14 protein-coding genes and 1 pseudogene are annotated in these 26979 nt (G+C 44.4%); 7 read left to right on the forward strand and 8 right to left on the reverse strand.

What is annotated here, in order from left to right; genetic code table 11:
• Positions 1-104 precede the first annotated feature (104 nt).
• On the reverse strand, positions 105-1559 hold the full coding sequence (locus tag CAG60_RS07615) for an N-acylglucosamine 2-epimerase (RefSeq protein ID WP_161438686.1): 1455 nt from the start codon (positions 1557-1559) through the stop codon (positions 105-107).
• Between the two features lie 270 nt (positions 1560-1829).
• Entirely contained in the window at positions 1830-2546 is a 717-nt protein-coding gene (locus CAG60_RS07620) for a substrate-binding periplasmic protein (protein WP_161438658.1), read from the reverse strand.
• Positions 2547-2756: 210 nt separating this feature from the next.
• Here CAG60_RS07620 and CAG60_RS07625 point away from each other — a divergent pair, with 210 nt between their 5' ends.
• The 3 genes from CAG60_RS07625 to CAG60_RS07635 all read left to right on the forward strand — a co-directional run bounded on the left by CAG60_RS07625 (position 2757) and on the right by CAG60_RS07635 (position 11769).
• Positions 2757-3335, forward strand: coding sequence for a class I SAM-dependent methyltransferase (locus tag CAG60_RS07625; protein ID WP_161438659.1), 579 nt, complete (start codon positions 2757-2759; stop codon positions 3333-3335).
• Between the two features lie 6 nt (positions 3336-3341).
• Positions 3342-6266: a DEAD/DEAH box helicase family protein gene (locus CAG60_RS07630; protein WP_161438660.1), complete on the forward strand. Its 2925-nt coding sequence runs from the start codon at positions 3342-3344 to the stop codon at positions 6264-6266.
• A gap of 238 nt (positions 6267-6504) precedes the next feature.
• Positions 6505-11769: a RecQ family ATP-dependent DNA helicase gene (locus CAG60_RS07635; RefSeq protein WP_237667761.1), complete on the forward strand. Its 5265-nt coding sequence runs from the start codon at positions 6505-6507 to the stop codon at positions 11767-11769.
• A gap of 290 nt (positions 11770-12059) precedes the next feature.
• Here the strand turns inward: CAG60_RS07635 and CAG60_RS07640 are convergent, their stop codons facing one another.
• From CAG60_RS07640 to CAG60_RS07650, 3 genes and pseudogenes are all read right to left on the reverse strand, one after another.
• A complete protein-coding gene (locus CAG60_RS07640; protein ID WP_161438662.1) occupies positions 12060-13409 on the reverse strand; it encodes a phospholipase D family protein in 1350 nt (449 codons plus the stop codon).
• A gap of 332 nt (positions 13410-13741) precedes the next feature.
• Positions 13742-15184: pseudogene (locus CAG60_RS07645) on the reverse strand (DUF4041 domain-containing protein).
• Between the two features lie 3 nt (positions 15185-15187).
• A complete protein-coding gene (locus tag CAG60_RS07650; protein WP_161438663.1) occupies positions 15188-15502 on the reverse strand; it encodes a hypothetical protein in 315 nt (104 codons plus the stop codon).
• Between the two features lie 338 nt (positions 15503-15840).
• On the opposite strand from CAG60_RS07650, the gene CAG60_RS07655 reads away from it, so the two are divergent.
• Together CAG60_RS07655 and CAG60_RS07660 are read left to right on the forward strand one after the other, a co-directional pair.
• On the forward strand, positions 15841-17688 hold the full coding sequence (locus tag CAG60_RS07655; protein WP_161438664.1) for a M3 family metallopeptidase: 1848 nt from the start codon (positions 15841-15843) through the stop codon (positions 17686-17688).
• A gap of 399 nt (positions 17689-18087) precedes the next feature.
• Positions 18088-19761, forward strand: coding sequence for an alkaline phosphatase D family protein (locus CAG60_RS07660; RefSeq protein ID WP_161438665.1), 1674 nt, complete (start codon positions 18088-18090; stop codon positions 19759-19761).
• An 82-nt stretch (positions 19762-19843) separates the two neighbouring features.
• Here CAG60_RS07660 and CAG60_RS07665 read toward each other — a convergent pair whose 3' ends face one another.
• Entirely contained in the window at positions 19844-21526 is a 1683-nt protein-coding gene (locus CAG60_RS07665) for an SWIM zinc finger family protein (protein WP_161438666.1), read from the reverse strand.
• A 246-nt stretch (positions 21527-21772) separates the two neighbouring features.
• On the opposite strand from CAG60_RS07665, the gene CAG60_RS07670 reads away from it, so the two are divergent.
• Positions 21773-22795, forward strand: coding sequence for a helix-turn-helix domain-containing protein (locus CAG60_RS07670; protein WP_161438667.1), 1023 nt, complete (start codon positions 21773-21775; stop codon positions 22793-22795).
• Positions 22796-22832: 37 nt separating this feature from the next.
• Here CAG60_RS07670 and CAG60_RS07675 read toward each other — a convergent pair whose 3' ends face one another.
• On the reverse strand, positions 22833-23855 hold the full coding sequence (locus CAG60_RS07675; RefSeq protein ID WP_161438668.1) for an alpha/beta hydrolase family protein: 1023 nt from the start codon (positions 23853-23855) through the stop codon (positions 22833-22835).
• Between the two features lie 299 nt (positions 23856-24154).
• Here CAG60_RS07675 and CAG60_RS07680 point away from each other — a divergent pair, with 299 nt between their 5' ends.
• Complete coding sequence (locus tag CAG60_RS07680; RefSeq protein WP_161438669.1) at positions 24155-25522, forward strand: endonuclease/exonuclease/phosphatase family protein; 1368 nt, start codon at positions 24155-24157, stop codon at positions 25520-25522.
• Positions 25523-25583: 61 nt separating this feature from the next.
• Here CAG60_RS07680 and mgtE read toward each other — a convergent pair whose 3' ends face one another.
• Positions 25584-26954, reverse strand: a complete 1371-nt coding sequence (mgtE, locus tag CAG60_RS07685) for a magnesium transporter (RefSeq protein WP_154168936.1) — start codon at positions 26952-26954, stop codon at positions 25584-25586.
• Positions 26955-26979: the final 25 nt, after the last annotated feature.

Raw genomic sequence — 26979 nt, forward strand, 5'->3', positions numbered from 1 at the left:
CTTTTTAGCACTCGATATCACGATGAGTGCTAAAAAAGAAAACAATTAACCACTTTCGCGCCGCGATTTACGCTCGAACAACAAAATCCATTTTGGCCGAAACATTAAGGATGAATATCAACAAATTGCACCTCTAGACGCGGTAAACCCTCTACGGACGTAAAGCGGTGTTGCTGAACGTGCCCTTGGAAATAATAAGGCGCAAGTCGGCTCTGCTCTGTTGGCTCAAAAGCAAAGTACAACGTTGCTGGTTGTTGATTGAGCTGCTGGGCGGTCAAATATCCCACCAACGCATGCTCAAACTGATGGTAGCCATTACCCCAATGAAACGCCTTGGTTGATTTCGGGTTAAGGCCCACTCCGCCATACTGCTCATCCACCCAGACCTGCATAAACGCGGGCGCTGTATACGCCAAGACAGACTCCAACTGGCCTTCGAGTAGCGATAGCGTCATCGCCGCTTGATCCAGCTCTGCCCATTCCCATGAAGAAATGCCATAACTCATCGGCCTGTTACGCCAACTCGCCACCGGCTTACCTTGCCACTGTTTTGCTAACGAATCGGGTAAGCGCGGAGCGATATCCGTCCAATTCGGCTGATATTGCGCTTGGCGAATGGTCGTTCTCATCCCCTGCTTTGCTAAGCTTTGCCACTGTGAGTTTTGCAATACACTGCCGGTGAGATACGTCATCCAATAGGCTTTAATCGTATGGCCAAAATCATTATGTTTAGCGCTTTGGGTCATCACTGCTGGATGATGTATTGCGCCATAAAAGCGCTGCTCGGGTTGATGATGATAGTGAGTTAACATCACCTCAGTTAGCCAAGCGAGATCCCCAAGCCACTGGCTACGATATGGCTCAGGTAACAAGGGAGCGACCAGCAATAAATACCCATTGATTTGATCAAGCTGGGCAACCAATTCGCGCTGCTGAGCGCTTTCGCCATCGCCCTCTTTTAACACCCACGCCAATCCTTGATCATCGGCTAATCGATAATGGTCAAAAATAAACTGTTGCTGTTTAATCAACACCGCTTCCAATTGCGGATCACGAGTCAAATAATAGAGCATCGCCAGCCCCACCAAGGCATAGGCTTGGTCTTGCGAGGTGCGCTGTTGCCACTCAAGCCCCGGCTGACCGTTTTCGGTAAAACTAATAAAACCGCCGTTGTGCTTATCTTGCAAATGGTCAATTAAATAGTGCGCTCCAGCGTTGGCGAGCACTAACGCCTGAGCATCACCAGTTAAATGATACAGCACGGCATATGCGTAAGTTTGGCGCGATTTCATCCGCGTATAGTCACGACCAAAGTGTGGGGTTATCCACCCTTTATTGAGCTCTTGGCAAACGTGGTTAACATCAAGCAATTGACCGTTATCACAACGAAAGGTAGGAAAGTTACCCAGCGGCTGACCGTGAGCGGCCTCCATCATCCAGTACGGCGCTAAGCCCTGCTGCGCATGGTTTAACCACGCCTCACCATTTGGAAAACTGGCCAACTTATCGGTTTGTGCCTGCGCTAAAGCACTGCATAACCCCAAACTGAGTAACCACATAGTAGGTTTTAAATTGTGTTTCATTTTGCTCTCGAGATCGTCTTGTTCATGCTCCGCACTATACAAGAGAGCAAACGCGCATTTCGTTGAAAGGGTCACAGTTAACATGCAACTGATTGAGAAGTAAGGATTAGGAGATAAGTCTGAATTGAAAAGGCTAAACCGCCAATGTTCAAAATTTAAATAGGCAGTTCTGATTCAAAGTAGAACTGCCTAATACGATTATCACAAACGGTTATTAATGGTCATCGGTTACCAGCAAATTAAAACCTACTGACCAAGGATCTCAGCCAAACGACCATTGCTCTCTAATTGCTTAAGTCCATCATTAAATGCGGCAATAATCTCTGCCGCTTTAGGATGTTTACGAGACACAATTAAATGATAAGGCACGAATTTAATACTTTTGTCAAAATAAGCGACTTGGCTAAAGCCGACACTGGCCGCCAACCCCAAGCCAACCAATCGCTCTTCCATTACGCCATCCAAACGGCCTGCTTGCAGCTTACGAAAGTTGTTTTCGGGTTGACTAACTCGTTCAATGGTATAACCCGCATCTTCACGGACAAAGCCATAATCATAGGCAACCACGCCACCGAGCGTTTTAGCTAATAAATCTTGCTCACTCTCCCAGCGCAGCGGTTTATCGGGATGATAAAAAACCACTGTACTCAAGGTTATCACCGGCTCACTATAGTGAAAGCGCGCAGCACGATCTTGATTAAAACTGTACAAAAAAGTCCCATCCAGTTCAGCATTCTCAGCAGCATTGAGCCCCCTAGCCCAAGGAAGGTATTGGTAGTTCACCTGCCAGCCCGATAGAGCAAACGCTTCGCTCACGACCTGAGCCGCCGGCCCGCCACTCGCTAAGCTTTGCCCTTGATAAGGCTCCCACTCACCACTGGCAAGGGTAATGGTATTCGCCAAAGTCACACTCGCCCAAAACACCAACGAAGCCAATATCGATTGCAGTATTAATTTCATCATAAACTCCAAACTCACACTATCGAATGATAGTGTAAATCTAGTTCAGCTTGCTCTATTTACAAGCTTGTGATCCATGAGCCTAACATGGCTGATGCCGTACAAGAGCAGCAAAGAGATGTGCGATTTCGCAGATAGGGTCACACTTAACATGCAACTCATTGAGTGAGAAAGCGTAGACAGTTACAATCCGTTGGCAAATTAGGAGTGCTTATGTCTATCGACTTTTATAACCAACATGCCGCGCAGTTCTTTTCATCGACCGTAGACATCGATGCGTCGAGCTTACTTAAGCCATTTTTAGATTACCTACCAGACGGTGGGTACATCCTTGATGCCGGATGTGGTTCAGGTCGTGATAGTAAGCATTTGATTGAGCTTGGTTATCAAGTGCAGGCTTTTGATGCCAGTCCAGTGCTCGCTGGGTTAGCACAAACGCTGATCAAACAACCGGTCACCGTTGCCACCTTTCTTGAATTTCAAACCGACCAACACTTTGACGGAATTTGGGCTTGCGCATCGCTACTGCATGTTCCGCGCCCATTGCTCACCCAGACGTTGGCGCACCTCGCTGCAATGCTCAAAAGCGGAGGCGCGTTTTACTGCTCATTCAAATACGGCCAAGAGGAAGTCACTCGTGATGGCAGATGTTTTACCAATTGTGATGAATCATTACTCTGCGAACTATTAAGTGATGTGCCTCTAGGCATCGAAAAGCTATGGATTACTCAAGATCTGCGAGCAGGCAGAGAAACTGAACAATGGCTTAACGCCATTTTATTAAAGGCATGATCGACCATGCCTAATGCAACGACTGGTCAACTCTATTCTGGGCATCGACTCTCTTCGGGTGGGGTAAACGATCCGCTCCTACCGAGGTTAATTCAAGCCATCAACCATGCCAGCGAGATCGAAATATCAGTCTCCTTTATTCAACCTTCCGGTTTAGCACTGCTGTTTGATCCTCTGTTCGATGCTATGCAAAGCGGCGCGAGAATAAAACTCCTTACCTCAGACTACTTAGCCATCACTCACCCCGTTGCTCTGCGCCGCTTGATGCTATTGGTTGAACGGGGCGCAACCTGCCGCATCTTCCAATGTGGCAACGATAGTTTTCATATGAAGTCGTACATTTTTGTTCGCCAGCAACAAGGGGAAATCGTCGAAGGCTGCGCATGGATAGGCTCGAACAATATCAGTCGCACCGCTTTGTTAAGTAGCCACGAGTGGGCTTTGCGCCACGACTTTGAGTTACCCAAAGATTCCCCAGCCGCACTTGAATTTACTCATATACGTCAACAGTTCAATGCTATTTTTGAACACAACCAGAGTCAGCCATTAAGCCATCAATGGATTGATAATTACCTCTGCCGTTATCAACAAACACAGCAGCAGCGTACCATTGCTCAGTTGGTCACAGAGGATGAACAAGAAACCATCGACGTCCCAACACCAAATTCAATCCAAATTGAAACCTTAGCCGCACTGGATGCCACTCGACAACAAGGCTATTCAAGAGGTTTAGTGGTACTGGCAACTGGCATGGGAAAAACTTGGTTATCCGCCTTTGATGTGATGCAAATGCAAGCGAAAAATGTGTTATTTGTCGCTCATCGCGAAGAGATCCTCCTGCAAGCAGAAAGAACCTTTAGCCAGTTGATCCCCTATGCCAAGACCGGCCTCTACAACGGTTCGATACAAGATGATCAAGCAACGCTATTATTTGCCTCTGTCGCCACCTTAGGTAAGCAAAATCACCTACAACGTTTTGCCGTTGATCACTTTGATTACATAGTAGTGGATGAGTTTCATCATGCCGCCGCAAAAAGCTATCGTCAGTTATTGGCCTATTTTCAGCCTAAATTTCTCCTCGGTTTAACAGCGACACCAGAGCGCTCTGATCAAGCTGACATTCTCTCTTTATGTGATGATAACTTAGTCTTCGAACGCAATTTAGTGCATGGCATTGATGATGATATTCTCGCACCGTTTGATTATCACGGTATCTACGATCAAGCGGTAAATTATCAAGAGATTCCGTGGCGTAACGGTAAGTTTGATCCTAATACGCTTGATAATAAACTGGCTACATCGCGACGCGCTGAACATGTCTATCGTGAATGGCAAGCCAAAAAACAAACGCGAACCTTAGCGTTTTGTGTCTCAAAAAAACACGCGGATTTTATGGCACAGTATTTTACCAGCAAAGGCATTCATGCCGTGGCGGTGTACAGTGATTCAGTCGTAAGGCGTAATCAAGCGCTGCAATGGCTAGACCAAGGTAAAATTGAGATTATTTTCTCGGTCGACCTGTTTAATGAAGGCACAGATCTCCCCTCGATTGATACGATTTTAATGGCTCGCCCAACCGAATCAAAAATTCTCTTTCTACAGCAATTAGGTCGCGGGCTACGCCTTTCTCCCATCACCAATAAACGCAAACTTGTCGTGCTGGATTTTATTGGTAATCACGATTCATTTTTAAACCGACCAGCAACCTTGTTTAATGTTAAAACCCTAAAAGAAGTGATGGGGAGATTGGAAACTAACGCGCCACTAGCCAAAGGTTGTCATGTTAATTTTGATATTGAGCTGATCAATTTTTGGCAAAACTTAGCCAAACGGCTACGCAATAATGTCCAAGATGATTATCAACAATTAGCGCATCAATTGGCTCATCGCCCGACCGCCAGTGAATTTTTCCATCATGGCTACCCGATGAAGAAAGTTCGCCAGCAAGCGATAAGCTGGTTTCATCTGGTTGCCAGCCAAGAAAATGACCCACGAATCAGCGAGTTCGTCAGTCATTATGGTGATTTTCTCCTCCATGGCATTGAAAACACAGCGATGAGTAAATCGTTTAAAGCGATCTTACTCGAAGCCTTGCTGGAACTTGATGGGCTGCGCCATCCACCGACACTCAGCGCGTTAGCCGAGCGAAGCCATCATGTGTTGTCACGTCGCCCACAGTTAATGGCGCAAGAGCTCACCGCCAGAGCCAAGCAGTTTAAAGCCAGCGATCGTGGCTGGTTAAAATATTGGCTAGATAATCCCATCAAAGCTTTTACCAAGCCCAATAATAAAACGGCTCCTTGGTTTGCAATTAATGATCAAAAGTTTGTCGCTACCTTCGCGGTAAAAGATCAGCATATCGAGTTATTACACGATGCCATGCAAGAGTTGGTTGATTTACGTTTGGCTGAATATGCCCAGCGACCTAAGCAACAACAGCCATCGAATCAGCCAGACATTGAACACTCACCTTCAGCCCAAGTACTCGAATTTGCCAAACAAAGTGATCCGCAAGGGACGATGCTGCCGTTTTACCCTGAACTTAAAATTGCTTGCGGTCATTTTAAACGCGGATCTCATGAAGCAGTTCAATACCACTGTGTTGCCGATGGCTATGGCAAGCTAGACCCTACTCGCCATTTTGTTGCCCCCGCGGCAGGAAACTCTATGAATGGCGGCAAAAATCCAATTCAAGACGGGGATCTGTTATTACTTGAATGGGTGACACCAAGTAGCGCGGGTTCCATTTCTAACTTAACAATGGCAATCGAAACCCAAGATGAGACCGGAGATAACCACTATTTGCTGCGGGTAGTACGCAAAATCGCACCAAATCAATACCAGCTACAAGCGCAAAACCCAAGTTATCCAGATATGCCAGCAACCGATACAATGAAGACCTTTGCACGGTTGAAGGCGGTGTTGAAGTGATAGCTAAGCCAATCATTAATCGGTGAAGGGTTTTATGATTATTTAATAAAATTAAACAACCAAACTGTGTAATTATGGCTCAAATCACAATTAATACTGTTGCATAGACAACAAAAATCATACTTCCGAATTCCATCATCATAGACTTTTAGTAATATTTTGAATCCATAAGCCTTACTAATATTTTCGCTTGTACCGTAAGGAATAATTAATCTAGGACGAATATTTGATGGAACCCATGAGCATGGTCAGTTTTTTCCGTGATGCGAAAATCCTCTCTTTTGATTTAGAACTGAGCAGAGATGAAAAATTTCATCATCTAGGAGCAATTCTCTCAGAGCATCAACTGAGTATAAAAGGTAATCAAGAGCAAGCGATCCAAGCATTAGATAATTTAGCGAAGACGGCTGATCTCGTACTAGGTCATAATATCTTAGATTTTGATCTCCCTTGGCTCTCCAAGCAAATACACAGACCTCAGTACCTACTCGATAAACCAGTTATTGATACTCTTTATTTGTCTCCATTAGCCTTTCCAAGAAACCCTTATCACAAATTGGTTAAGGATTATAAATTAGTAAGGGATACGCTCAACAACCCTGTTGCGGATGCAAAACTAGCACTGTCCATATTTCAAGAACAATTAATGGCACTGAATGCTTTACCTCTAGCGCAACGTCAACTCTACCAATATCTCTTTAGCCAAGGCGTACTCAATCCATTTAATACTGAGGGTCTATCATTAGTTTTTGCAAAATTAACCGGCCTAGAACTGATAAAACTCTCTGAACTGCCGACCATAATAAAAAGTGTTGTACAAAATAAAGCCTGCTCTAACCAGCTTAACCGCGTAATTAGTGATGCCATAAGACAACCAGCATTACTTCTTCCTTTAGCTTATGCCTGTGCTTGGTTACCCGTGTCGGGAGGGAACTCGGTATTACCACCTTGGATTTGGCGACGATTCCCACAAACTGCGGAGATTATTAACACCATTCGCGAACAACATTGTGGTGATAACTTCTGTTCATATTGCGAAAAAAATCACAATTCACAATACCATTTACGTAGACTGTTTGAGCTTGATAGCTTTCGTCCTTTACCCGATGGTACACCACTCCAAAAAATACTAGTTGAAGAAGCGATGGCAGGTGTCCCTTTGCTTGGCATATTGCCTACCAGCGGTGGAAAATCCCTTTGTTATCAATTACCAGCTCTCATCCGTAATCAACGTACTGGATCGCTAACTATAGTAATCTCTCCATTACAAGCGTTAATGAAAGACCAAGTCGATAACCTCAAGCACAAAGCGGGCATTGAAGGAGTTGCAGCAATCTCAGGCATGCTAACGCTTCCAGAGCGTGGTGCCATTCTTGAACAAATTCGTATGGGTGATATAGCCCTACTCTACTTATCACCAGAGCAACTTCGTAATCGTACGGTTAAACGAGCCCTAAAACAGCGCCAAATCGGAGGTTGGGTGTTTGATGAAGCGCACTGCTTATCAAAATGGGGACACGATTTTCGACCTGATTATCTTTATTGTGCCAAGGCAATCGAAAATATCGCTAAAGAACAACAAGTTGTGATACCACCCATTTTTTGTTATACCGCAACAGCTAAACCTGATGTCATCAATGATATTTGCCAGCAATTTATCAGCAAATTCCCTCAACCACTGCGTCGTTTTGAAGGTGGCGTTGAACGTACAAATCTAGATTACGAAGTAATAGAAAGTCCAAGCTTCAACAAACAAGGGCAAATTCTGTTACTACTGGAGCAGTTTTTTGGTCAAGAACAACCTGGATCTTGTGTTATTTATTGCGCGACAAAACGCAATGTTGATGAGCTAGCGGATTTTCTTGGTCAACAGCAATCGCTGCCTGTTGGTCGCTTCTACGCTCGAATGGATGCAGGACAAAAGAAAACGACACTAGAGCAATTTATTCAAGGAGAACTGCGTATCATCTGTGCTACCAATGCATTTGGAATGGGTATAGATAAAGACGATGTTCGTTTGGTGATTCATGCAGACATTCCCGGCTCATTGGAGAATTATTTACAAGAAGCTGGACGTGCAGGAAGAGATACTCAGCAAGCACATTGTATTTTACTGTTTGATGAACAAGACATAGAAAAACAGTTTCGCCTCGAAGCCATGAGTGAAGTAAGCCTTCGCGATATAAAACAGATCCTGCGAGGAATCCGTTCGCGGGCCAATAAAGGGGATAAAGGAAATAAAGATGCCAGTGGGTCTCACCAGACTTTAATTGCCACTAGCGCTGAGCTGATTAACCAACCAGACGTCGATACTAGTTTCGCCTCAGACGATAATAATGCTGATACAAAAGTTAAAACAGCGATAGCTTGGCTCGAACGAGCTGGCTATGTGGAAAGATCCGACAATATCACTCAGGTATTTCAAGGTCGTCCGTTATTTACCTCTCTCGATGAAGCGATGCAGCAGGTTGAAAAATTCAATCTAAATCCTAAAGCAAAAGCCATTTGGCAAGCCGTTATCTTAGCATTGATCACTGCCGATGAGGATGACGGATTAAGTGCCGATGGGATCGCTGAAAATGCAGGGCAATATTTGACAGATAAAGGATCAGGCGTCCAAGCCAGCGAAGTAATGCGAGTATTAACGCAAATGGCCGATGCTGGTTTACTGTCGAAAGGTATACAGTTAACAGCTTGGATTCGTCCTAAAGGTAGGGATAATAGTCGACTTATCAATACACACGTCCATCAAATCGAACGAGCAATGCTCGATACCTTGCGTGAACAGTTACCTGATCCTGAGCCTCAAATAGCCTGCCCACTCAATATGCGTTTACTCAATCAGGCAATTAAAGACCTTGGTTTTGAACACAGCAATCCTAATTTATTACGTAATTTACTGATTAGTTGGGTTCAAGATGGGCGTTCTGGTGGAGAGAAAGGATCAATAGATGCTAAATACCTCTCTCGCGAACATTACCAAATCAATATCAATCGTCCTTGGTCTCAAATTGAACAGATCATTGAGCAACGCCATAAAGTCACGGGCGCAACCCTAGATTTTTTATACACTCAGCTAGCTCAGAGTGAAGAAAGCGCTCAACGGCAAATAATGATCTCTTTTTCACTTGAGCAACTAATTCAGCATCTGCGCCAAGATATTGATATAGCGCAACAGATACAAAGACGCGACGCTATAACGCAGCAAGAATGGCTGCTAAAGGGAGCCGAACGAGCCCTACTCTATTTACATGAGCAGCACGCCATCGTACTACAAAATGGACTAGCCGTTTTTCGCTCGGCCATGACATTAACTTTAACAGCTCAGCGGCAACAACAATACGGTAAAGCAGATTATCAACCTCTTGATCATCACTATAAGCAGAAAGTCATACAAATTCATGTCATGAACGAATATGCCCGCATCGCTCTGCTTCACCTCAAAAATGCCCAGCGCTTAGTCAAAGACTATTTCACCATGGAAGCCGATCGCTTTCTTGGCCAATATTTTAAAGGTCGCAGTAAAATTCTCGAATTAGCCACCAGTGAACATTCATGGAAACGAATCGTTGAGGCTCTCAACAATCCGACCCAAGAGTCGATCGTACAATCGTCACCGGAACAAAGTCTGCTGGTATTAGCAGGCCCTGGTTCGGGAAAAAGTAAAGTGATAATACATCGATGTGCTTATTTACTCCGCGTCAAACAAGTTGATCCAGCAAAAGTTATGTTGCTTTGTTACAACCATAATGCGGCACTATCACTACGTAAACGGTTAGTAGATTTACTAGGGCGCGACGGCTCACGTGTGGCTGTTCACACTTTTCATGGCTTAGCGATGATCCTCACTGGCCATGCCATACAAAACAGCACAACAGACGAGATTAATTTCACTCAAGTTATTGATGATGCTATTCGACTATTAAAAGGAGAACAGAGCCAGCTAGGTTTGGAGCTTGAAGAACAACGAGAGCGTTTATTAGGTGGACTGCAATATCTATTAGTCGATGAATATCAAGATATTGATGAACAGCAGTACCAATTAATTGCTGCTCTGGTAGGAAAAAGCGAAGAAGATGAAGAAACTCGTTTGCACTTAATGGCCGTCGGTGATGATGATCAGTCTATCTATGGTTTTCGTGAAGCAAATGTCGACTTCATTCGGCGCTTTGAACAAGATTATCAAGCTCAAATTCACTATCTGACATGGAATTACCGCTCTACCGCACACATTATTAATACAGCTAACCATTTGATTGTACATAACAAAGATCGGATGAAACAATCTCATCCAATTGTCATTGATAAGCTGCGTCAACTTGAACCTCTTGGCGGACGCTGGGAATTATTAGACCCCTCAAAAGGACGAGTCATTATCCAATCCTGTTCTGATGCAGCACAGCAAGCTGCTGAAGTAGTCAGACAAATCAAACTAATTTGCGAAAACGACTCTAGTTGTTCCTTCGATTCTATCGCGGTTCTCGCCCGTTATGGCATTGAAAAAGATGAGCTAGCTTGGGTACGCTCAGCCTTAACTGATGCCAATATCCCTTGTCGTTTCACCTTAGACAAAGAACAAAGCTTTCCTATTCACCGTTGTCGTGAGCTTCTTGGTTATCAGCGTTGGTTACAAAAACAAGGCTATCAACTGATGACAGCACAACAACTTACAGAACCTTTACCTCCTATAGAACAAGCCAATCGATGGGAAAAACTGCTGTATGAATTGATCTATCAGTGGCAAGACAGTCAAGGAGAACAAGCTCTCTCCGCTCATCATTTTATGATGTTTTTGCAGGAATATCTTAATGAACAGCGACGCCAGATCCGATTTGGAAAAGGAGTATTACTAAGCACTATTCACGGGGTCAAAGGCGAAGAGTTTCATCACGTGATTGTTTTAGATGGCGGTTGGCAACAGTCTTTTGGCTCAAGCCAAGATCTGCACGAAGAGGAACGACGTTTATTTTACGTTGCACTAACTCGAGCAAGAGAGCGTCTAGTGGTGATGGCGCGTGAAGATCAAAAGCATCCGCATCTAAGCTTAATTGAAACGATTTGCTTCAAAGAAGCTAAACAAGCGAGTCGTCCTCAACATAAACGCCGCTTTACCGTCATGGGCATGCGCGACTTGGTACTAAGTTATGCTGGCTGGTGCGATCCTCAACATGAAATTCATCATAAATTAAGTCAGATCAAGGTCGGAGATTCGGTAAGAGTCGACTTTGATAATCAGCAGCGCCTCCATCTGTTCCATGAAAACTACCCCATTGCTCGCCTATCTAAAAAAGGAGAATCCGTATGGCAATATCAATATCAAACGATCAGCACAGCAAAAGTACTTGCAATGATAGAACGTCATAAAGCACAACAAGAAGAAACCTATCAAGATCGACTACGTAGTGAGCACTGGGAGATACCGATTATTGAACTGGAACTCTATCCTGAATCACAAATAGAGACTGAGTCGCAAAATAAAAAGACACTGATAACAGATATATAATCCCAGTCTCTAGCCATCTTTTGACTAGAGACTGGTTAAATACTGTGAACTGGTTTCGTTTTAATTACGACAGACAATAAGTTGAGCATTCTTTCATAATTTCTATCGGTAGTTAATCGCTTGGTGATCACACGAGCTAGTTTTAGCTTCTAGCTCGGTATTGGACATTCCTGCTTTGAGCTGTTACTCATAACATTACTGAGCCTAGCCCTTTGGAGAGGAAAGCTAAGCTGCCAGATGATCTGGCAGAGAAATGGACTCCCTAATTGGAGCCTTGTTTGTATGGAACTCTACATATTAACCTTAACTGAGTAACCCAAGGCTCTTAGTGCCTTGTTGGTTCGACCATTTCTAGGTGGAGTATCTTCAGGTCTTGCCCATCCTGCAACTTCAGCTATTGAGTTGATACCATAGTGACTAAATCTGTATTCTGGATCCTTACCTGCTAGGTAAATCCGTTCCCACATCTGATCTGCTTTCCCACCATACAAAACGAACTTTAGAAGATCAACCACAGTCTGTCTCTTTTCATTGCGTTGAGCCATTAGCCATTCGGTAAATAGGGGGATCCTTTCATTTTTGGTAAGAGACTTCTCATGTGGCTTCCCAAGTGATGCTGTACTCATCTTGATTAGATGATCCATGGTTGCATGAGTTGCCCTTAGTATGCCTGTTAGCTCACTCTCTGTTAGGGAATCAATATTGGCTTTATTTAGACTTTTTCTAATCAGGGGAGCATAGTCGTATAAGTTTATATCTTCATGTGAAGGTGGTGATGGAAGCTCTTTCCACCATGTTAGCATTTCAAGAAGTGCAGCTTGAGGGTTCTTGCTGTTAGTTTTGTGGTAGCTTTCATAGGGATAAGTATTGTCCTTCTGTTTGACTTGGTTGTAATAGTAGGCATGTAGAAATTGGTCCACTTGCCAATATGCAGGGATATTTTCGCTAATCCAGTTAGGTCTGTAGTCGTTAATTTGAGATGCGATATTTCGGATATAAGATAATGTGCCATTCCATTCCATACGGAAATTTTCTTTGCGTTTGTCTTTGGCTTTCTTGTCTGAAACGAAACTAGGACCTTCCCAGAGTGGTACTTTACGTTTGGGGGCTTTAGCTCTCTCTTCTTTCTCTTTTTCTCGCTTCTGTTTGAGCAGCAACTTCTGTTCATCAATGATCTCTTGGGTTAGCTCAAAGGCTACGTCCAGTTGTTCCAAACCATCAAAAAACTCTTCCAATTGCTCTAGCATACCTGATTCGTTTAGGTCGCTCTCACTAAAGAATACACCAGCTTCTATGTTGCCGTTCCATGCTCGATCTGTGAGGTTAGCTGAGCCAACATAAGCACCGTATCCTCTCCACCAGATGACCTTGCTGTGTAGGCAGTCGGGAATCAATTTACAGAATATATTGTTCTTAGCATTCGCAAGTAGCTTGCTAAGGAAACTAGGTGCAACTGGTACTGTTTGGTCATAGCGCATCCAGATATCTAGTCGATACTTGTTGTTGAGACAGTGCTGTAATAGTTGGGTTCTATCGTCTCCGTATGCGATAGCTGCTACCACACCATCAATCTCTGTTCCTGTTGGTGGAAGTAGAGACCTGAAATACTCACGGTTCAAACTGTTTGCTACTAATTTCATCTTGCTCATTGCCTTAGCTACTACTCTCTGCATTAAACATACATCGTTCAGTAAAGAGTGAGCAAACGTAAGTCGTTGTTATGTGGACCACATTACAAATTGGAGGCCCAGTAATTCAGAGTTAAATAGATGTGAGTGCAAAGTGACCACTTGGCTGTAAATTAGACCTACACTAAGGGACGGTCCTCATTGATACGCCCCAGCAATACTGAACAATCATCTAAGCGAAACTTGCCATACTTCAGACAATTCTTTGCTAAATTGGCAAAGACGCGACTCAGAAATGTCCAAAATTGAGCTAGCTAGAGCAGCTAGCTCAGTACATTTCCACATTATGCGGCTTCACTTAATCTCAAGCTTTCATAGTAATCCTCAGCTAAAGCCGTCATTTTAAATTCGGCTTCTATTCCAGCTATCTTTTCTACGGCTTCTTGGATAGATGTAAGGTCGACATTAAAGAACTCTTTACGAAGGTTTACAGCGTTTACACGTTTAGAATTGAATTCGCGGTGTAACGCTGTTTCAAGAGCTGGAGCATCATCGGTGTAAATCATGGCATGTACGTCAAATGGGAATGGTACACTTGCATCGCCTAGTTCTTTAACCCTATCCATTGGCTCTAGACGGCGAGTAAGTCCTATCTTGTAAACATCCTCACCAAACGAACCAATATTACTGATGACGTAAACATGCCCCTTACGGGTTTGTTCCGCCATACTCTTAGCTCGTTCTTCTTTGGCTTCTGCTTCGGCGAGTTGCTGCTCAAGTATTGCTATGCGTTGCTCCATTTCAGAGCGATCCTGCTCACTAGCCTGAGCAAGTTCTCGCTGTGCTTTATCAAGAAGATTACGGTACATTTTTTCTTCTTTTTCGGCATCGGCTATCGCTTTCTCAAATTCTTTAATAGCTCGCTGTTCTTCACGGATCTGTTCTTTGATAAGCTTCTGCTCAGCGACCTCTTCTTGCTTTTTAAGTGTGTATTGGTATTGAAGCTTACACTCTTCGAACTTAAGTTCGATGTAATCTATATTAAATCCGCACTCTAATGTCGCTGCTGACTTTTCTAGTGTGTTGGCAAGTTTTTCTATACGTTCTAGAGTACGCCCAAACGAACTCGGCGACACCTTACCGATAAGAAGATCACATTCAATATTAAAAGCAATAAGCATGAGTTTAACTTGACCATTTAGAATTGTATTATTGAATGACTTGTCGTTAGATATCACCGTTGACTCTGGGAAAATGATCGCAGTTTTATCTTTGATCATATCTTTTTGCTGCTGTCTAACATCCTTGATCTCTTCCGCGAATCGAGTAGATGTTTCGTAAAGGTACTTAGGCATTTCAAAATGACCATGAGCAGTGTATTCATCAAGCCTTGAATATAAGTCAAGATCACCCATTAACTCTTCTAGCTCAAGCTCACCTTTTTCAATCCTTGAGTTAAGTTCATCTAATGTTGATTTAGTCGATTCTAAGGTCGCTTGCTGCTCTTGAATGCTCTGTTTTAGTACATTATCTTGTCCTTTCAAAGCTTGAAGTTCGGCAGTTTCCTCATTGATTTTATCTAGCTCTAGCTTTGCGGTTTCAGTGGCAGCGATTATTGATTCTCGGCTTATACACGCTGAATCATATTCCTCTTTTGTTTTTGCTAGTGCTTAATCTAGCGACTTATATTGCTCGATTTTCTTATCGGCTGAGCGTTTTGTTAGAATATAAGTTAATACGACAGCTATTAATGATAAGCCTGCCAACATCAGTAAATTATTATCCATTGATTACTTTAGAACCTCTTGTATGAATTGCTTCCTAAGAGCGGCTCGCTCTTCACATCGCTCCTGGTATTCTTCTGCGGCGTTAGCTACTGCATCTTTAAAAGCTTGCTTTGCTGCTGACTTATTTAGTCTCGCTTGCCTTTGTAATTCGCGCTGAGCTTCTCGCACTTCTCTTTCGTGCTCTCTCATTTCCTGAGCATGTGCGCGCTCACGAACTTTTTGCCTACGCTCGGATTCACGAACCGCTTGTTTGTTAGCTCTATCTATTGCTTTAACAATCTTTATAGCCGTTCGTAAACCACTACCTCGTCTAGCCAATGGTTCCTCCTTTAAAGTGGTGTAATGCTGACTTTTTGGATGCTAGCACAATCGAATATGTGCAACTGATGCTCATGTCAAACAGATGGCATATTTTTAGGGGTTATGGGGTGTAAAATGGATTACTTTTAGTATTGCAAAAGCTCATGAATAGGGTGTGAATGAGTAAAAGGTCTAAGCAACTTTGGGAAAAAAGCGTATTTGCTCCCCATCCCCCTGTAAATACCAAGTACATTTACCTTTACGCGGAGGCCATCAACCATAGCTGGGTTTGTATCGCTCGTTTGTGCTGAGCGTGAGATAATCTTCGATTAACTCAACCATTTTTAAGGATAAAAATGACGGCTACCACCTACCTTAACCAACTCAACCAAGATTACTTGGCCATGCACCGCCGCAAAGAAGATTACTTTTGGCAAACCTACATGGGCATTAGCGACGACCAAGCGGGGGCAACCAAAGCCCAAACCGAGTGGACTCACTTTCTCTCACAAGGGTCAAGAATAGAAGAGCTCCGCCAACAGATCGCCGCGACAGAAAACATCAGTGATAGCGAGCAGCGCGAGCAAACCCTGCAAGGGCTGAATGGCTGGTTAGCCATGTTCCAAGCTCATGCGATAGAATCTCGCCAAGCTCAGCAACTGAAAACCGAACTGATCGAGTTCGAAGCCGACCTATTCACCAAAAAGCAGCAACATGTGCTGACTTACACGAATGAACACGGTGAGGCGATTGAAGCCAGTTTACCGGTGCTCAGTTCAACCATTCGTGCCAATAACCTTGAGTCCGTGCGTCAATCAGCCCATCAATCGCTGCTAGAACTAGAGCAATGGCTACTTGAACAAGGCTTTTTGCAATTGGTGCAAAAGCGTAACGCCTTTGCGCGCGCCATGGGTTATGCCAATTACTTTGACTACTCGGTACAAAAAACCGAAAAAATGAGCAGCGAAGCGCTGTTTGCTATTTTGGATGATTTCGAGCAGCGTACCCGTCAACGCCATCAAGATAGCCTAAGCACACTCGTTGCCGAGCAAGGGGAAGAATGCCTCAAAGGGCATAATTTTGTTTTCTCGTTTGCTGGCGATGTGATGCGCGATCTCGACCCTTATGTGCCGTTTTCGCAATCCTTGCGCCGTTGGGTGGAATCATTTGGCCGTTTGCATATCAACTATTCAGAGGCTGAGCTGACTTTAGATTTGCTGGATCGTAAAGGAAAATACCCCAATGGTTTTTGTCATGGCCCGATCCCATCTTTTTACCATCAAGGGCAATGGGTTGCGGCTAAAGTCAATTTTACCTCTAACGCCAAGCCCGACCAAATTGGCAGTGGCTATGATGGTATCAATACCTTGTTTCATGAAGGTGGCCATGCGGCGCATTTTGCTAATGTGAAACTCAATGCCCCTTGCTTCTCACAAGAGTTTGCGCCGACCTCAATGGCCTACGCAGAAACTCAATCGATGTTTTGCGATAGCCTACTCAACGATGCTGATTGGCTAAAACGCTATGCCTTAGATAAGGCTGGCAACCCGCTTCCCGATAGTGTCATTCAAGCGATGGTCAATAACCGCCAGCCATTCAAAGCGTATCAAGAACGAAGCATTCTGCTGGTACCTTATTTTGAACGCGCCTTGTACCAATTGAGCGATGAGCAGTTAACCGCTGAACAGGTGACGGCTTTAGCCCGTGAAACCGAGCAGCGTATTCTTGGCCTTGAGTCGAGCCCTCGTCCACTGTTGGCGATTCCGCACCTATTATCCGATGAGTCGGCCTGCGCTTATCAAGGTTACTTATTGGCTCATATGGCGGTGTATCAAACGCGGGCTTACTTTATGGAAAAGTTTGGCTATCTGACGGATAACCCACAGATTGGCCCACTGCTCGCCAAGCATTATTGGCACAAAGGTAACCAAGTCTCACATTCTGAATCGATCCAAAGCCTCACTGGTGAAGGCTTTAATGCTAAATATCTGGCCGATGTCTGTAACCTTTCTGCCGAGCAAGCTTGGCAACAAGAGCTGCAAAAAATCGCGGCGATGCAGAACCGTCAACCGAGCAGCCCAGCGCCACTGAATGCGAAAATCACCATCGTCGATGGGGAGCAAGTGATTGCGTCTAATGCGGTGTCTGATGAGCAGATGTGCCAGCAGTTTGAAGATTACATTATGCAGACTTACGGCTGTTAACGGCTCTATCCCCTGACGACTTGAGCAGCGGTGATCTTTATTGCCAGCAACCTCAAGTGGTTTGGGGATAGAAAACCCATAGCTTAAACCTGCTTCGGATAATGCTTTTTCAGTAAGCTGTGCACATTGCGCTTATGTTTGTAGGTTTCCGCCAGTGATGTTATCGCGAGATAAACATTGCTCGATACTGCACGCCACTCATTATCTTCCCCCTTTTTTTAGCGCTCCGCATTAACTCATTGAACTGTAATTATTATTTTATATTGATGACATATTAACTTCATTTTTGGATGCCAACCTCCTGCTCTGGTTTGACCAGTTTTGGATTTTTAGTGCACAACCCCCATCCCCAAACAGCGTGGTGTTAGGGATAAAAAAGATGGAAATAAGGAAGTTATTATGTCTATGTCTCGCAGAGGCTTTATAAAGGCGGTTTCCGCTAGCATGGTCGCTAGCAGTTTAATCGCGTGTCAATCTGATGATACACAGCTCAAACCTGTCACCTTTGAGCATGGTGTAGCCAGTGGAGATCCGTTACAAGATGCCGTTATCATCTGGACTCGGGTAACCACCGAAAGTCGTTACGCAGAAGTGACTTGGCAACTCTCTGAGCATGAGGATTTTGCTCACTTAGCGGCTTCTGGCAAACAGCAAACTGACAATGGAAAAGACTTTACCGTCAAAGTTGATGTCACAGGATTAGCCGCAGGAAAAAACTATTTTTATCGCTTTATGTGTCAGGGAATAAATAGCCAAGTTGGGAGAACCAAAACGTTGGCACAAGGCGAGTTGGCCAAGGCATCGTTAGCGGTGGTTTCTTGCTCTAATTACCCAACAGGTTACTTCAACGTTTATCGAGAAATCGTTCACCAGCATCAGAAAAAGCCGTTTGATGCGGTACTGCATTTAGGCGATTACATTTACGAATACGGCTCCGGTGGTTATGCCACCGAAAATGCGGCGGCCCTTGGACGTGAACCAAGTCGTGGTACTGAGTGTGTCAGCCTGCAAGATTACCGAGCACGTTATGCACAATATCGCCAAGATAGCGACCTACAAGCCTTGCATGCTTCGATGCCGATGATTGCAGTATGGGATGATCATGAAATTGCTAATGATACTTGGCTTAATGGCGCTGAAAATCATCAACCAGAGCAAGGCAGTTTTGAATTGCGACGCGCCGCAGCCGCTGCTGCATGGGTAGAATGGCTCCCTGTCCGTGAAAACCCTGAATCGAATGTAATTATCTATCGTCACTTCTCTTTTGGCGATCTTTTGGATCTCTACATGCTCGATACTCGTGTCGTCGCCCGTGATGAACCATTGGATTATTTTTCGTTGTCCTCTCCCTCAATCGAAGGCATCGCAGGATTGGTTGCTCAGTCTCGTCAACCCGGTCGAAACCTATTAGGTCAGCATCAAAAACAGTGGCTAAAAAACCAAATGGCTAACGCTTCTGGTAAATGGTCAATCATGGGCCAACAAGTATTGATGAGTCGAATGGAGCTACCAAGTACAGTAATGCAAGCGCTGTTTGGTTTGTTTATGGCTGATGACGAGAATAAAGCCCCAGCCCTAAGTCATGTCAACCAAGCTATCCAAGCCTACCTTGCCAATCCTAACTCAGATCCGCATCTTATCCCCTACAACCTTGATGCTTGGGATGGCTATTATCAAGAGAGGGAATGGCTTTATCATTTAGCGCAACAAGAAGGTAAGCGGTTTATTAGCTTAGCCGGTGACAGTCACAATGCGTGGTGTAGCCAACTGTTTGATGCGCAGGGCAAAGCGATCGGTATCGAATTTGCGACATCGTCAGTCAGCTCGCCCGGTTTAGAAGAGTACCTAGGTGTTGATGGCTCGACTATCATGCAAATGGAGCATGTTCTGCCACTGTTGGTCAGAGAGCTGCAATGGACAGACTTGAAGCAACGCGGTTTTCTACGCTTAGATGTCACCAAAGAGAAGGCTGAAGCGACTTGGACTTTTATTTCCAATATCATGACCAAAGATTACCAAGTAAAGCAGAAAACCATCATCACTGAAGATGGTAAAGGGATTAGCATCCGTTGAGTCTCTATCCCCTGACGACTTGAGCAGCGGTGATCTTTATTGCCAGCAACCTCAAGTGGTTTGGGGATAGAAAACCCATAGCTTAAACCTGCTTCGGATAATGCTTTTTCAGTAAGCTGTGCATATTACGCTTACGTTTGTAGGTTTCCGCCAGTGATGTTATCGCGAGATAAAAATCAGCGAGTGCGGCTGGGTGTTTAGCCAATAAGCGCTCGACGCGTTGTAAATGGTGAATTGCCTCTTGATAACCTTGGTTACTGGTGCGGTCAATACACACGCGAGCAACACGAAGGTAGTAGTCCAAAGTATGTTTGGGTTTATCCGTTACGATTTCATCGGCCAGTGTTAGCAATACATGGCTATCGGTTGGCCGAGTAGCGACCCAATCACACGCCTTTTCCCACGCTTGTTGCTCAATATAAAACTCAACTAAGGCGCTATTGTGATGGCTAACAAACCCGCGAGCATCGGCAGGTTGGTAGTTATTGATCAATGTCTGTTCGATACGAGTTAAAAACTCTGCATCCTCAATCTGGTGTGTCACTTTAAAAGCGCTCAACTCTTGGTAGCCTTGAAAAGTCGGAGCGTCAGTAAACAATCGATTAGCCAAACTCCACGCCTTAGCAACCTCGCCCAAGCTAATATAGAGGTTGACTTGCAGTCGCTCGCACTGTTGCATCTCAATATGGTTAGCTTGTTTTTTCGCTTTGGCTAACCAAAATTCGGCTTGAAGTGGTTCCTGATGCTCAAGATAGAGTTGCACGATTTCCAGAAAATCGTCGCAGCGCCACGCGATTTTTTGCTTAATAGCGATACGCTCATGCCAATCACTGGCGGTGCTTAGCAGTGGTCTCGCCCATATTTTCAGGTTCCATGCGTTATCACGATTAAGTGGGGTTTTCTCAATCGCGGTTTTGCACAATTCAAGAAATGTCTGATTGCTGCGCCAAACGGGCTCGAAGTGAGTGTCAATCGTTGGGTAAACATCAAACTCATAGTCGGTCATGCGCTCAAACATCCACTGCGCTTTTTCCGCTTCACTCCAATTCAACTGATTGAGGATTAACGGCATCTGAACATTGATCAGCGCTTCAACCCCAAACCGCTCTCCGTTCGAATCATCAATTTGCTCTAACACGAGATTTAAACGGGTCACGATGTAGTGAATTAATTTCCACTGCTGATCCGCTTTCAGTGCTTTCGCGGCTTCACAGATCAGTTCGAGTTGATCTTCTGCGTAAGAGAAGTAGTCGCCAACTTCACGCCAATTCCAAATCTGTTCACGGGGTAACGCTTGGGTCACCATTTTTTTCAAATCGTTATAACTGACGCTCTGCTCAGTGAGCTGCATTTTTGCTATTAGCGTTTTCCAAGCGGATTCATCTTGTTCGAGGTAATCGAGTAGCTTCTCTAAGATCGCCTCTTCCCCTAATGTTTTTAGGTGATTGCGGATCCGATCGCGTTCATCATCTTGATCAATGGGCAAATCGCTCAGTAAGCAATACGCAACGGCAGCACCATGTTTACACATCTCTTGGTATTCAGCGGCTGGGCAAGTGCAGTAGCTTGATAATGTTTGACCACCATTGAGTTGCACACGATAAAGCTGAGAGCCTTTTACTTCGGCATTGGCGGTATGACCATTAACGGTCAATTTACGCACCGCTCCACTTTTCGCGAGCTGCATGCCTTTTTGTAATGAGCTCGGTTCGCACAGGGCAAACAGAGCAGTAAAATCAAAGAAAGAAGAGGAGTTATTAGGCATAAGCAGATCCGTTTTTGCTATCGTCAGCCTTGTCTGATCAAGACGTTGCTAGGGGTTTCACGCACTTTGCCTGTTTTGGATTGGAGCTTCAAGTCAAACATCGTGATAATGAATAAAATGGTGGCTCGTTTAACTTTATAACTGGTTTGCAATTAAATAGTTTATTTAGGAATTTCACTAAGCGATAATCTCGTACATAGGCTTCTCATATAATCAGCCTGATGATGAAGATAAAATGGATTTTTAATGCTTGCCGTCCCGCTTCCCTTTATAGCATCTTTGCTATTTATCATTACCGCCCTATTAGTGCGCCCCAAAAGTAACTGGCTAAAGTCTGGAGTATTTTGGTTCAGTATACTTTGTGCAGCGATGACCACTGTCGTCGGATTAAGGTGGACATTTGATATTGCTTTATTACGCTGCGTTCAACCTATTCTCGGTGCGATGTTACCTGTCGCAGCCTGGCTTTGCTTTTCTAAAACTCAGCACGTAAATACTAAATATCTCCACTGGCTTGGTCCTATTATTGTCGCAATTGCTTCCATCAACCCATCACGAGTTTGGTTAATCGCTATTGATATTGTTTTGATTTGTCTTTATTTAGCCTACGGACTTTTGCTCATAAAAGAATCATTAAAAATACCAACCCATGTCCGCCTCAATCGAATTACCACGGTTTTATTTGCTCAAAGAGCTGCGGGACTTTTGTTACTAATGTCAGCTCTGATTGATGGGATGATCAGTTATGATTTAATTCGTAACAGTGCAGCGCACATCAATCTTATTTTATCCTTTAGCTATCTCGCCCTGATCGCAGGAATCGTCACAACGGTAACTATCGCTAGTCAGCATACCGTGGTTGAGGCAACAAATAACGCGATAACACAGCCCTCACTAACAGAAATAAAATCATCCTCGTTATCAATGAGTAAGCAAGAAGCAACACAGATTTGTGACAAGCTCAGCCACTTACTCACAGAAAAAGAACTGTATAAGGATGTTGATTTAACTCTAGCGCGGCTCTCAAAGCAGCTCGGAGTTCCAGCGAAGCCACTTTCTCAAGCAATCAATCAGGTGTACGGAGAAAATATATCTAGAGTGATCAATTCATTTAGAATAGAGCATGCTAAATCACTGCTCTTAACCAGTAATATGTCGATCACCGAAGTTTATTTAGCGTCAGGGTTTCAAACTAAATCCAATTTCCATCGTGAGTTTTCACGTATCACAGGGCAAACGCCCAGTGGCTACCGAAGTTCATTGTCATAATGACTCTCAAGCCGTTCTTAAACATATCAAGCTTAATCTACGGTCTTTGCCCAAGAAATAAGAAAATATCAGCAAATATGCTTTGATGAAGGGCGCTGCGCGTTATGCCTCTTCCATCTTTACAAATGATACCGTCACCTTGCACTTCTTCTTCAAGTAAATGGATTGCACCAGGCTTGCAAATGGGTAAAAAACTAAAATGCATCGCTTGCTCATACACTTTATAACGCCGTGATAGTAGCGGTATGTGTTCAGCTAAAAAACCTGACTCTTGAGTTTGAGGGAAATCACCAATATCAATGCCAGCCGCCAAAATCAAAACAGGTGTTTTTATTTTATGAAGACTAGAGGAGGAAAAACTGCGCGCCAAACCTAAATCTAAGCTGATTACTTGCTTAATACGCTCATCGTGTAACCTTGCTGACAAAGGTTCATTGGGTTGTGACTCGGCCAATCCTAGCTCTTTTGCCAACCCACAAGTTCTAGGGTTTGGGTACAAAAGACATTGCTGATGAAAAAAAGCGCGATCTACCTGAGCACCAACCAGTTGTAACACGGTCCAGCCACCTAAAGAATGGCCTATCGCAGTCACATTCGTACGATCAATCACGCCGGACCACTGCTCATCAGACAATAAATAATCAAGCAGCCGACTTAAATCCTTCGGTCTTTGCCACCATTGCGCCGCTTGTTGAGGAGATGAATCAAGTGTCGTTGTTCCAGGGTGATCAACCGCTGCAACAACATAACCCTGCTCAACCAACTTCACCGCTAGCCAATGCTGGTTTCGCCAGTTACCTCGATAACCATGAGAAAGCATCACCAAAGGGGCAGAAGCGGTATTTACTGCACCATTTTCTATCACTGGATTACCTTGAAAAACTGGATTATCAGCAATCAAAGTGATTTGATTGGACGGCTTAGCTGGGTACCAGATGGATATAGATAAGGGCCTTTCTAAAGATTGGCTGATAACCTTTTGTTGGAAGCCAATTTCTGTAGCCGCAATACTTGATGGTAACATCAGTACCAGAGTAATAAATGAACAAAACCAACGCATAATCAGCTCCTTTATAAATGATAATCTTCAGAGCTAGATTCTGATATCGCGCTTTCTAATGCGTCCTAAATCCGGTTTTAGGACCTAAAAAATAAACCAAACCTAACCAAAGTTGGCACCAGTCACACAAAAATAAACAAACAAGAAGCTTATTACATCTTGGGCGTGATTTTTATCACTTACAACAGGTAAGCATATCCTTACCATTCAGATAACGAATCAATGTGTCTTATCTGTCTGTATCGTTTAAATCGGTTTTGTTTTGATTTTGAATAGACAGTTACTCTATGGTGTGAATAATGAAAAAAATGCGACTTACTCCGACCGCTTTGCTGCTCAGTAGCGCACTGCTCTTGGGCTGTAATCAGGATATCGATACCATGGCAACACCTGAAAAAACGCTTAAAATTGCTACCTATAATCTCTCTTTTGACCGTAACACCTTTGCAGAACTGGTGACTGAAATGCAGGTAGAACCTGCTCAGCAGCAAGCTTTGGTTGAAGCTTACTTAGCGGGCAAGATTGATCAAAAAGACAAGAAATTAGCGCAAAACGTTATCCAGATCCGCAATGTCACGGCGGTTATTCAACACAATCGCCCTGATGTATTGATGATGGCGGAATTTAATAATGATGGCACTGGTGAAGATACTTCGGCGCTGATCGGCTTTCAAAACAATTATTTATCTGTCGCGCAAAGCCGACAAGGCGCGGGAGGCGAGCCCGATCTAGAGCCAATTGATTATCCGTTTGCTAAAGCTTACGCCACTAATACCGGGCTATTGAGTGAGTTTGATTTAGATAACAATGGCCAAAAAGGTCTGTTGCCAGGCGATGCTTGGGGATTTGGTTTTTATCACGGCCAATACGCGTTTGCTTTACTGTCTAAGTACCCGATTGATGCGAGCCAAACGCGCACCTTCCAGCACTTTAAATGGAAAGATATGCCCAATGCTGACATTCCTGCCATTACTATTTGTGATGGTTCACAAAATATCCCTCAGGGCATGGTGTGCGGTGACCCTTGGTATAGTGATGCAGAGTGGCAACAGGTACGTTTATCGTCTAAAAACCATGTAGATGCGCCGATTATTATTCCAACGGCCGATGGGGAGCAAGTGATCCATTTACTGATGTCTCATCCGACGCCTCCGGTCTTTGACCCTGGTAAAAATCAGCAACAAAACGCAGCAGAAGTGCAGTTTTGGCACCATTACATACAAAATCAGCCCTATTTTTATGATGATGCTGGTAAGACTGGCGGATTAGCCAACAATGAGAAGTTTGTCATCATGGGCGATTTAAATCTCGACCCGGTCGCCGGTGATGGGCTCAGTGAAATAATGCAAGCACTGCATGCCGATCCGTTACTCAATCAAAAGGTGACTCAAGGGACGCTTTACCCAAGTAGCCTTGGTGCCGCTGAATTTGCTGCGCAGCGATCATTAACTCATCCCCATCCGCAGCGAATCACGTCCACTTTTGGCTTAGGCGTTGATTATGCTCTGCCTTCGGCCAACTTAACGGTTATTGATTCAGGTGTGTATTGGCCAGCGTCTGATCAAGTGGGCTATCGTTTAATGAATGACTCGCGTTTGGGCCGTTATGGGGACGGTAAAGATGTCTCTTCCGACCATCGCCTAATATGGGTTGAAGTGAAGTTATAGGATATCCCAGTTGTTTGGGGATAAGAAAAGAGGCTCTATTTAGAGCCTCAATCAAGCGAGTTTAGCCAACCGCAGGAAAATCTAAAATGCTGGTGGCGACTGAGAAATAGATAATAACTCCGACCGCATCGGCAATAGTGGTAACCAGTGGCGCACTGGCCGATGCCGGATCAAACTTAAGTTTACTGAGAATAAATGGCAGTGACATCCCCACTAGCGATCCAACCACCACCACAATTTGCATGGTTAGCGCTACGACTAGAGCAATTTCTGGACCGCCGCGCCATAAACCAAGCAGCGAGACGGCAATCGCCATAGTGATACCCAGTAAACCGGCGATAAACAGTTCTTTAGCCAGCATTTTCGCCCAGTCTTTACCAATCACTTCACCGGTTGCGATAGCTCGAACCATCAAGGTTGCCGACTGCGCCCCGGCGTTACCACTACTACCAATCAATAATGGCAAGAAAAAGACCAGCGCAACGTAGGCTTGAATCGTATCTTCAAAATAGGCGATCCCCGCTCCGGAAAAGAGATTACCGAACACCAGCAAAACTAACCAAAACACGCGCTTACGATACATCAATCCAACGGAAGCATCTTTTAGGTTACCGGAGAAGTCAACCGCGGCAGATTTATGAATCGAGCGATCGGCCTCTTCTTCTGCAACGTCCATCGCATCATCATAAGTCACAATACCGACCATGCGATTTTGTTGATCCAAGACCGGAAGAGCGAGTAAGTCATATTTACTGATCGCTTGCGCGGCGACATTTTGCGCTTCATCCACCCGCACGAAGATCAGCACTTGAGTCATGATTTTGCCAACCGTTAGACTTGGCTCAGAAATCATCAAATCACGCAGGGAAACCGTACCTTGCAGATGCATTTGTTCATCAACAACGTAAGCTTGATAAATGGTTTCTCGCTCGCTGGCGATTTTCCGTAGTTGGTTGATGGCTTCTTCAACGGTTTGATGGGCATCGAGCGTCGCGAAATCCGAGGTCATTAATGCCCCGACGCTCTCCTCTGGATAAGAGACTAAACGCTGAATATCACGCCGATCTTCCGCATCCATTTGTTGTAAAACTTGATGCTGAAACTCGGGCTCTAATTGGGTCAGTAAATCGGCGCGTTCATCATGGGGCATGAGCTCCGTCATTTGTGCGAGCTCTTGCGCATTAAGCTCTTCGGCGAGCTTTTCTTGCCAGCGCAAGGAAAAATACCCAAATAGAGCCGCTTGTTTTTCTAACGAAATCAGCAGTAATAATTGTCCCGCTTCTTTAGCAGTTAAACTTTGATTATCCAGTAATTCGGTGAGGGCTTCTGCGCAGTCAGCCAGTGGGTGCTCTTCAACAAAGCGTTCCATAGCCTCGGCATTTTGACTGATGTGCAGCGCCATGAGGTCTTGAGTCATGATATTGATTGACATCTAAATACTCTTTTTGTTGTCACGT

Origin of the sequence: Vibrio sp. V33_P6A3T137 (assembly GCF_009904835.1) — a bacterium.
Classification (GTDB): domain Bacteria; phylum Pseudomonadota; class Gammaproteobacteria; order Enterobacterales; family Vibrionaceae; genus Vibrio; species Vibrio metschnikovii.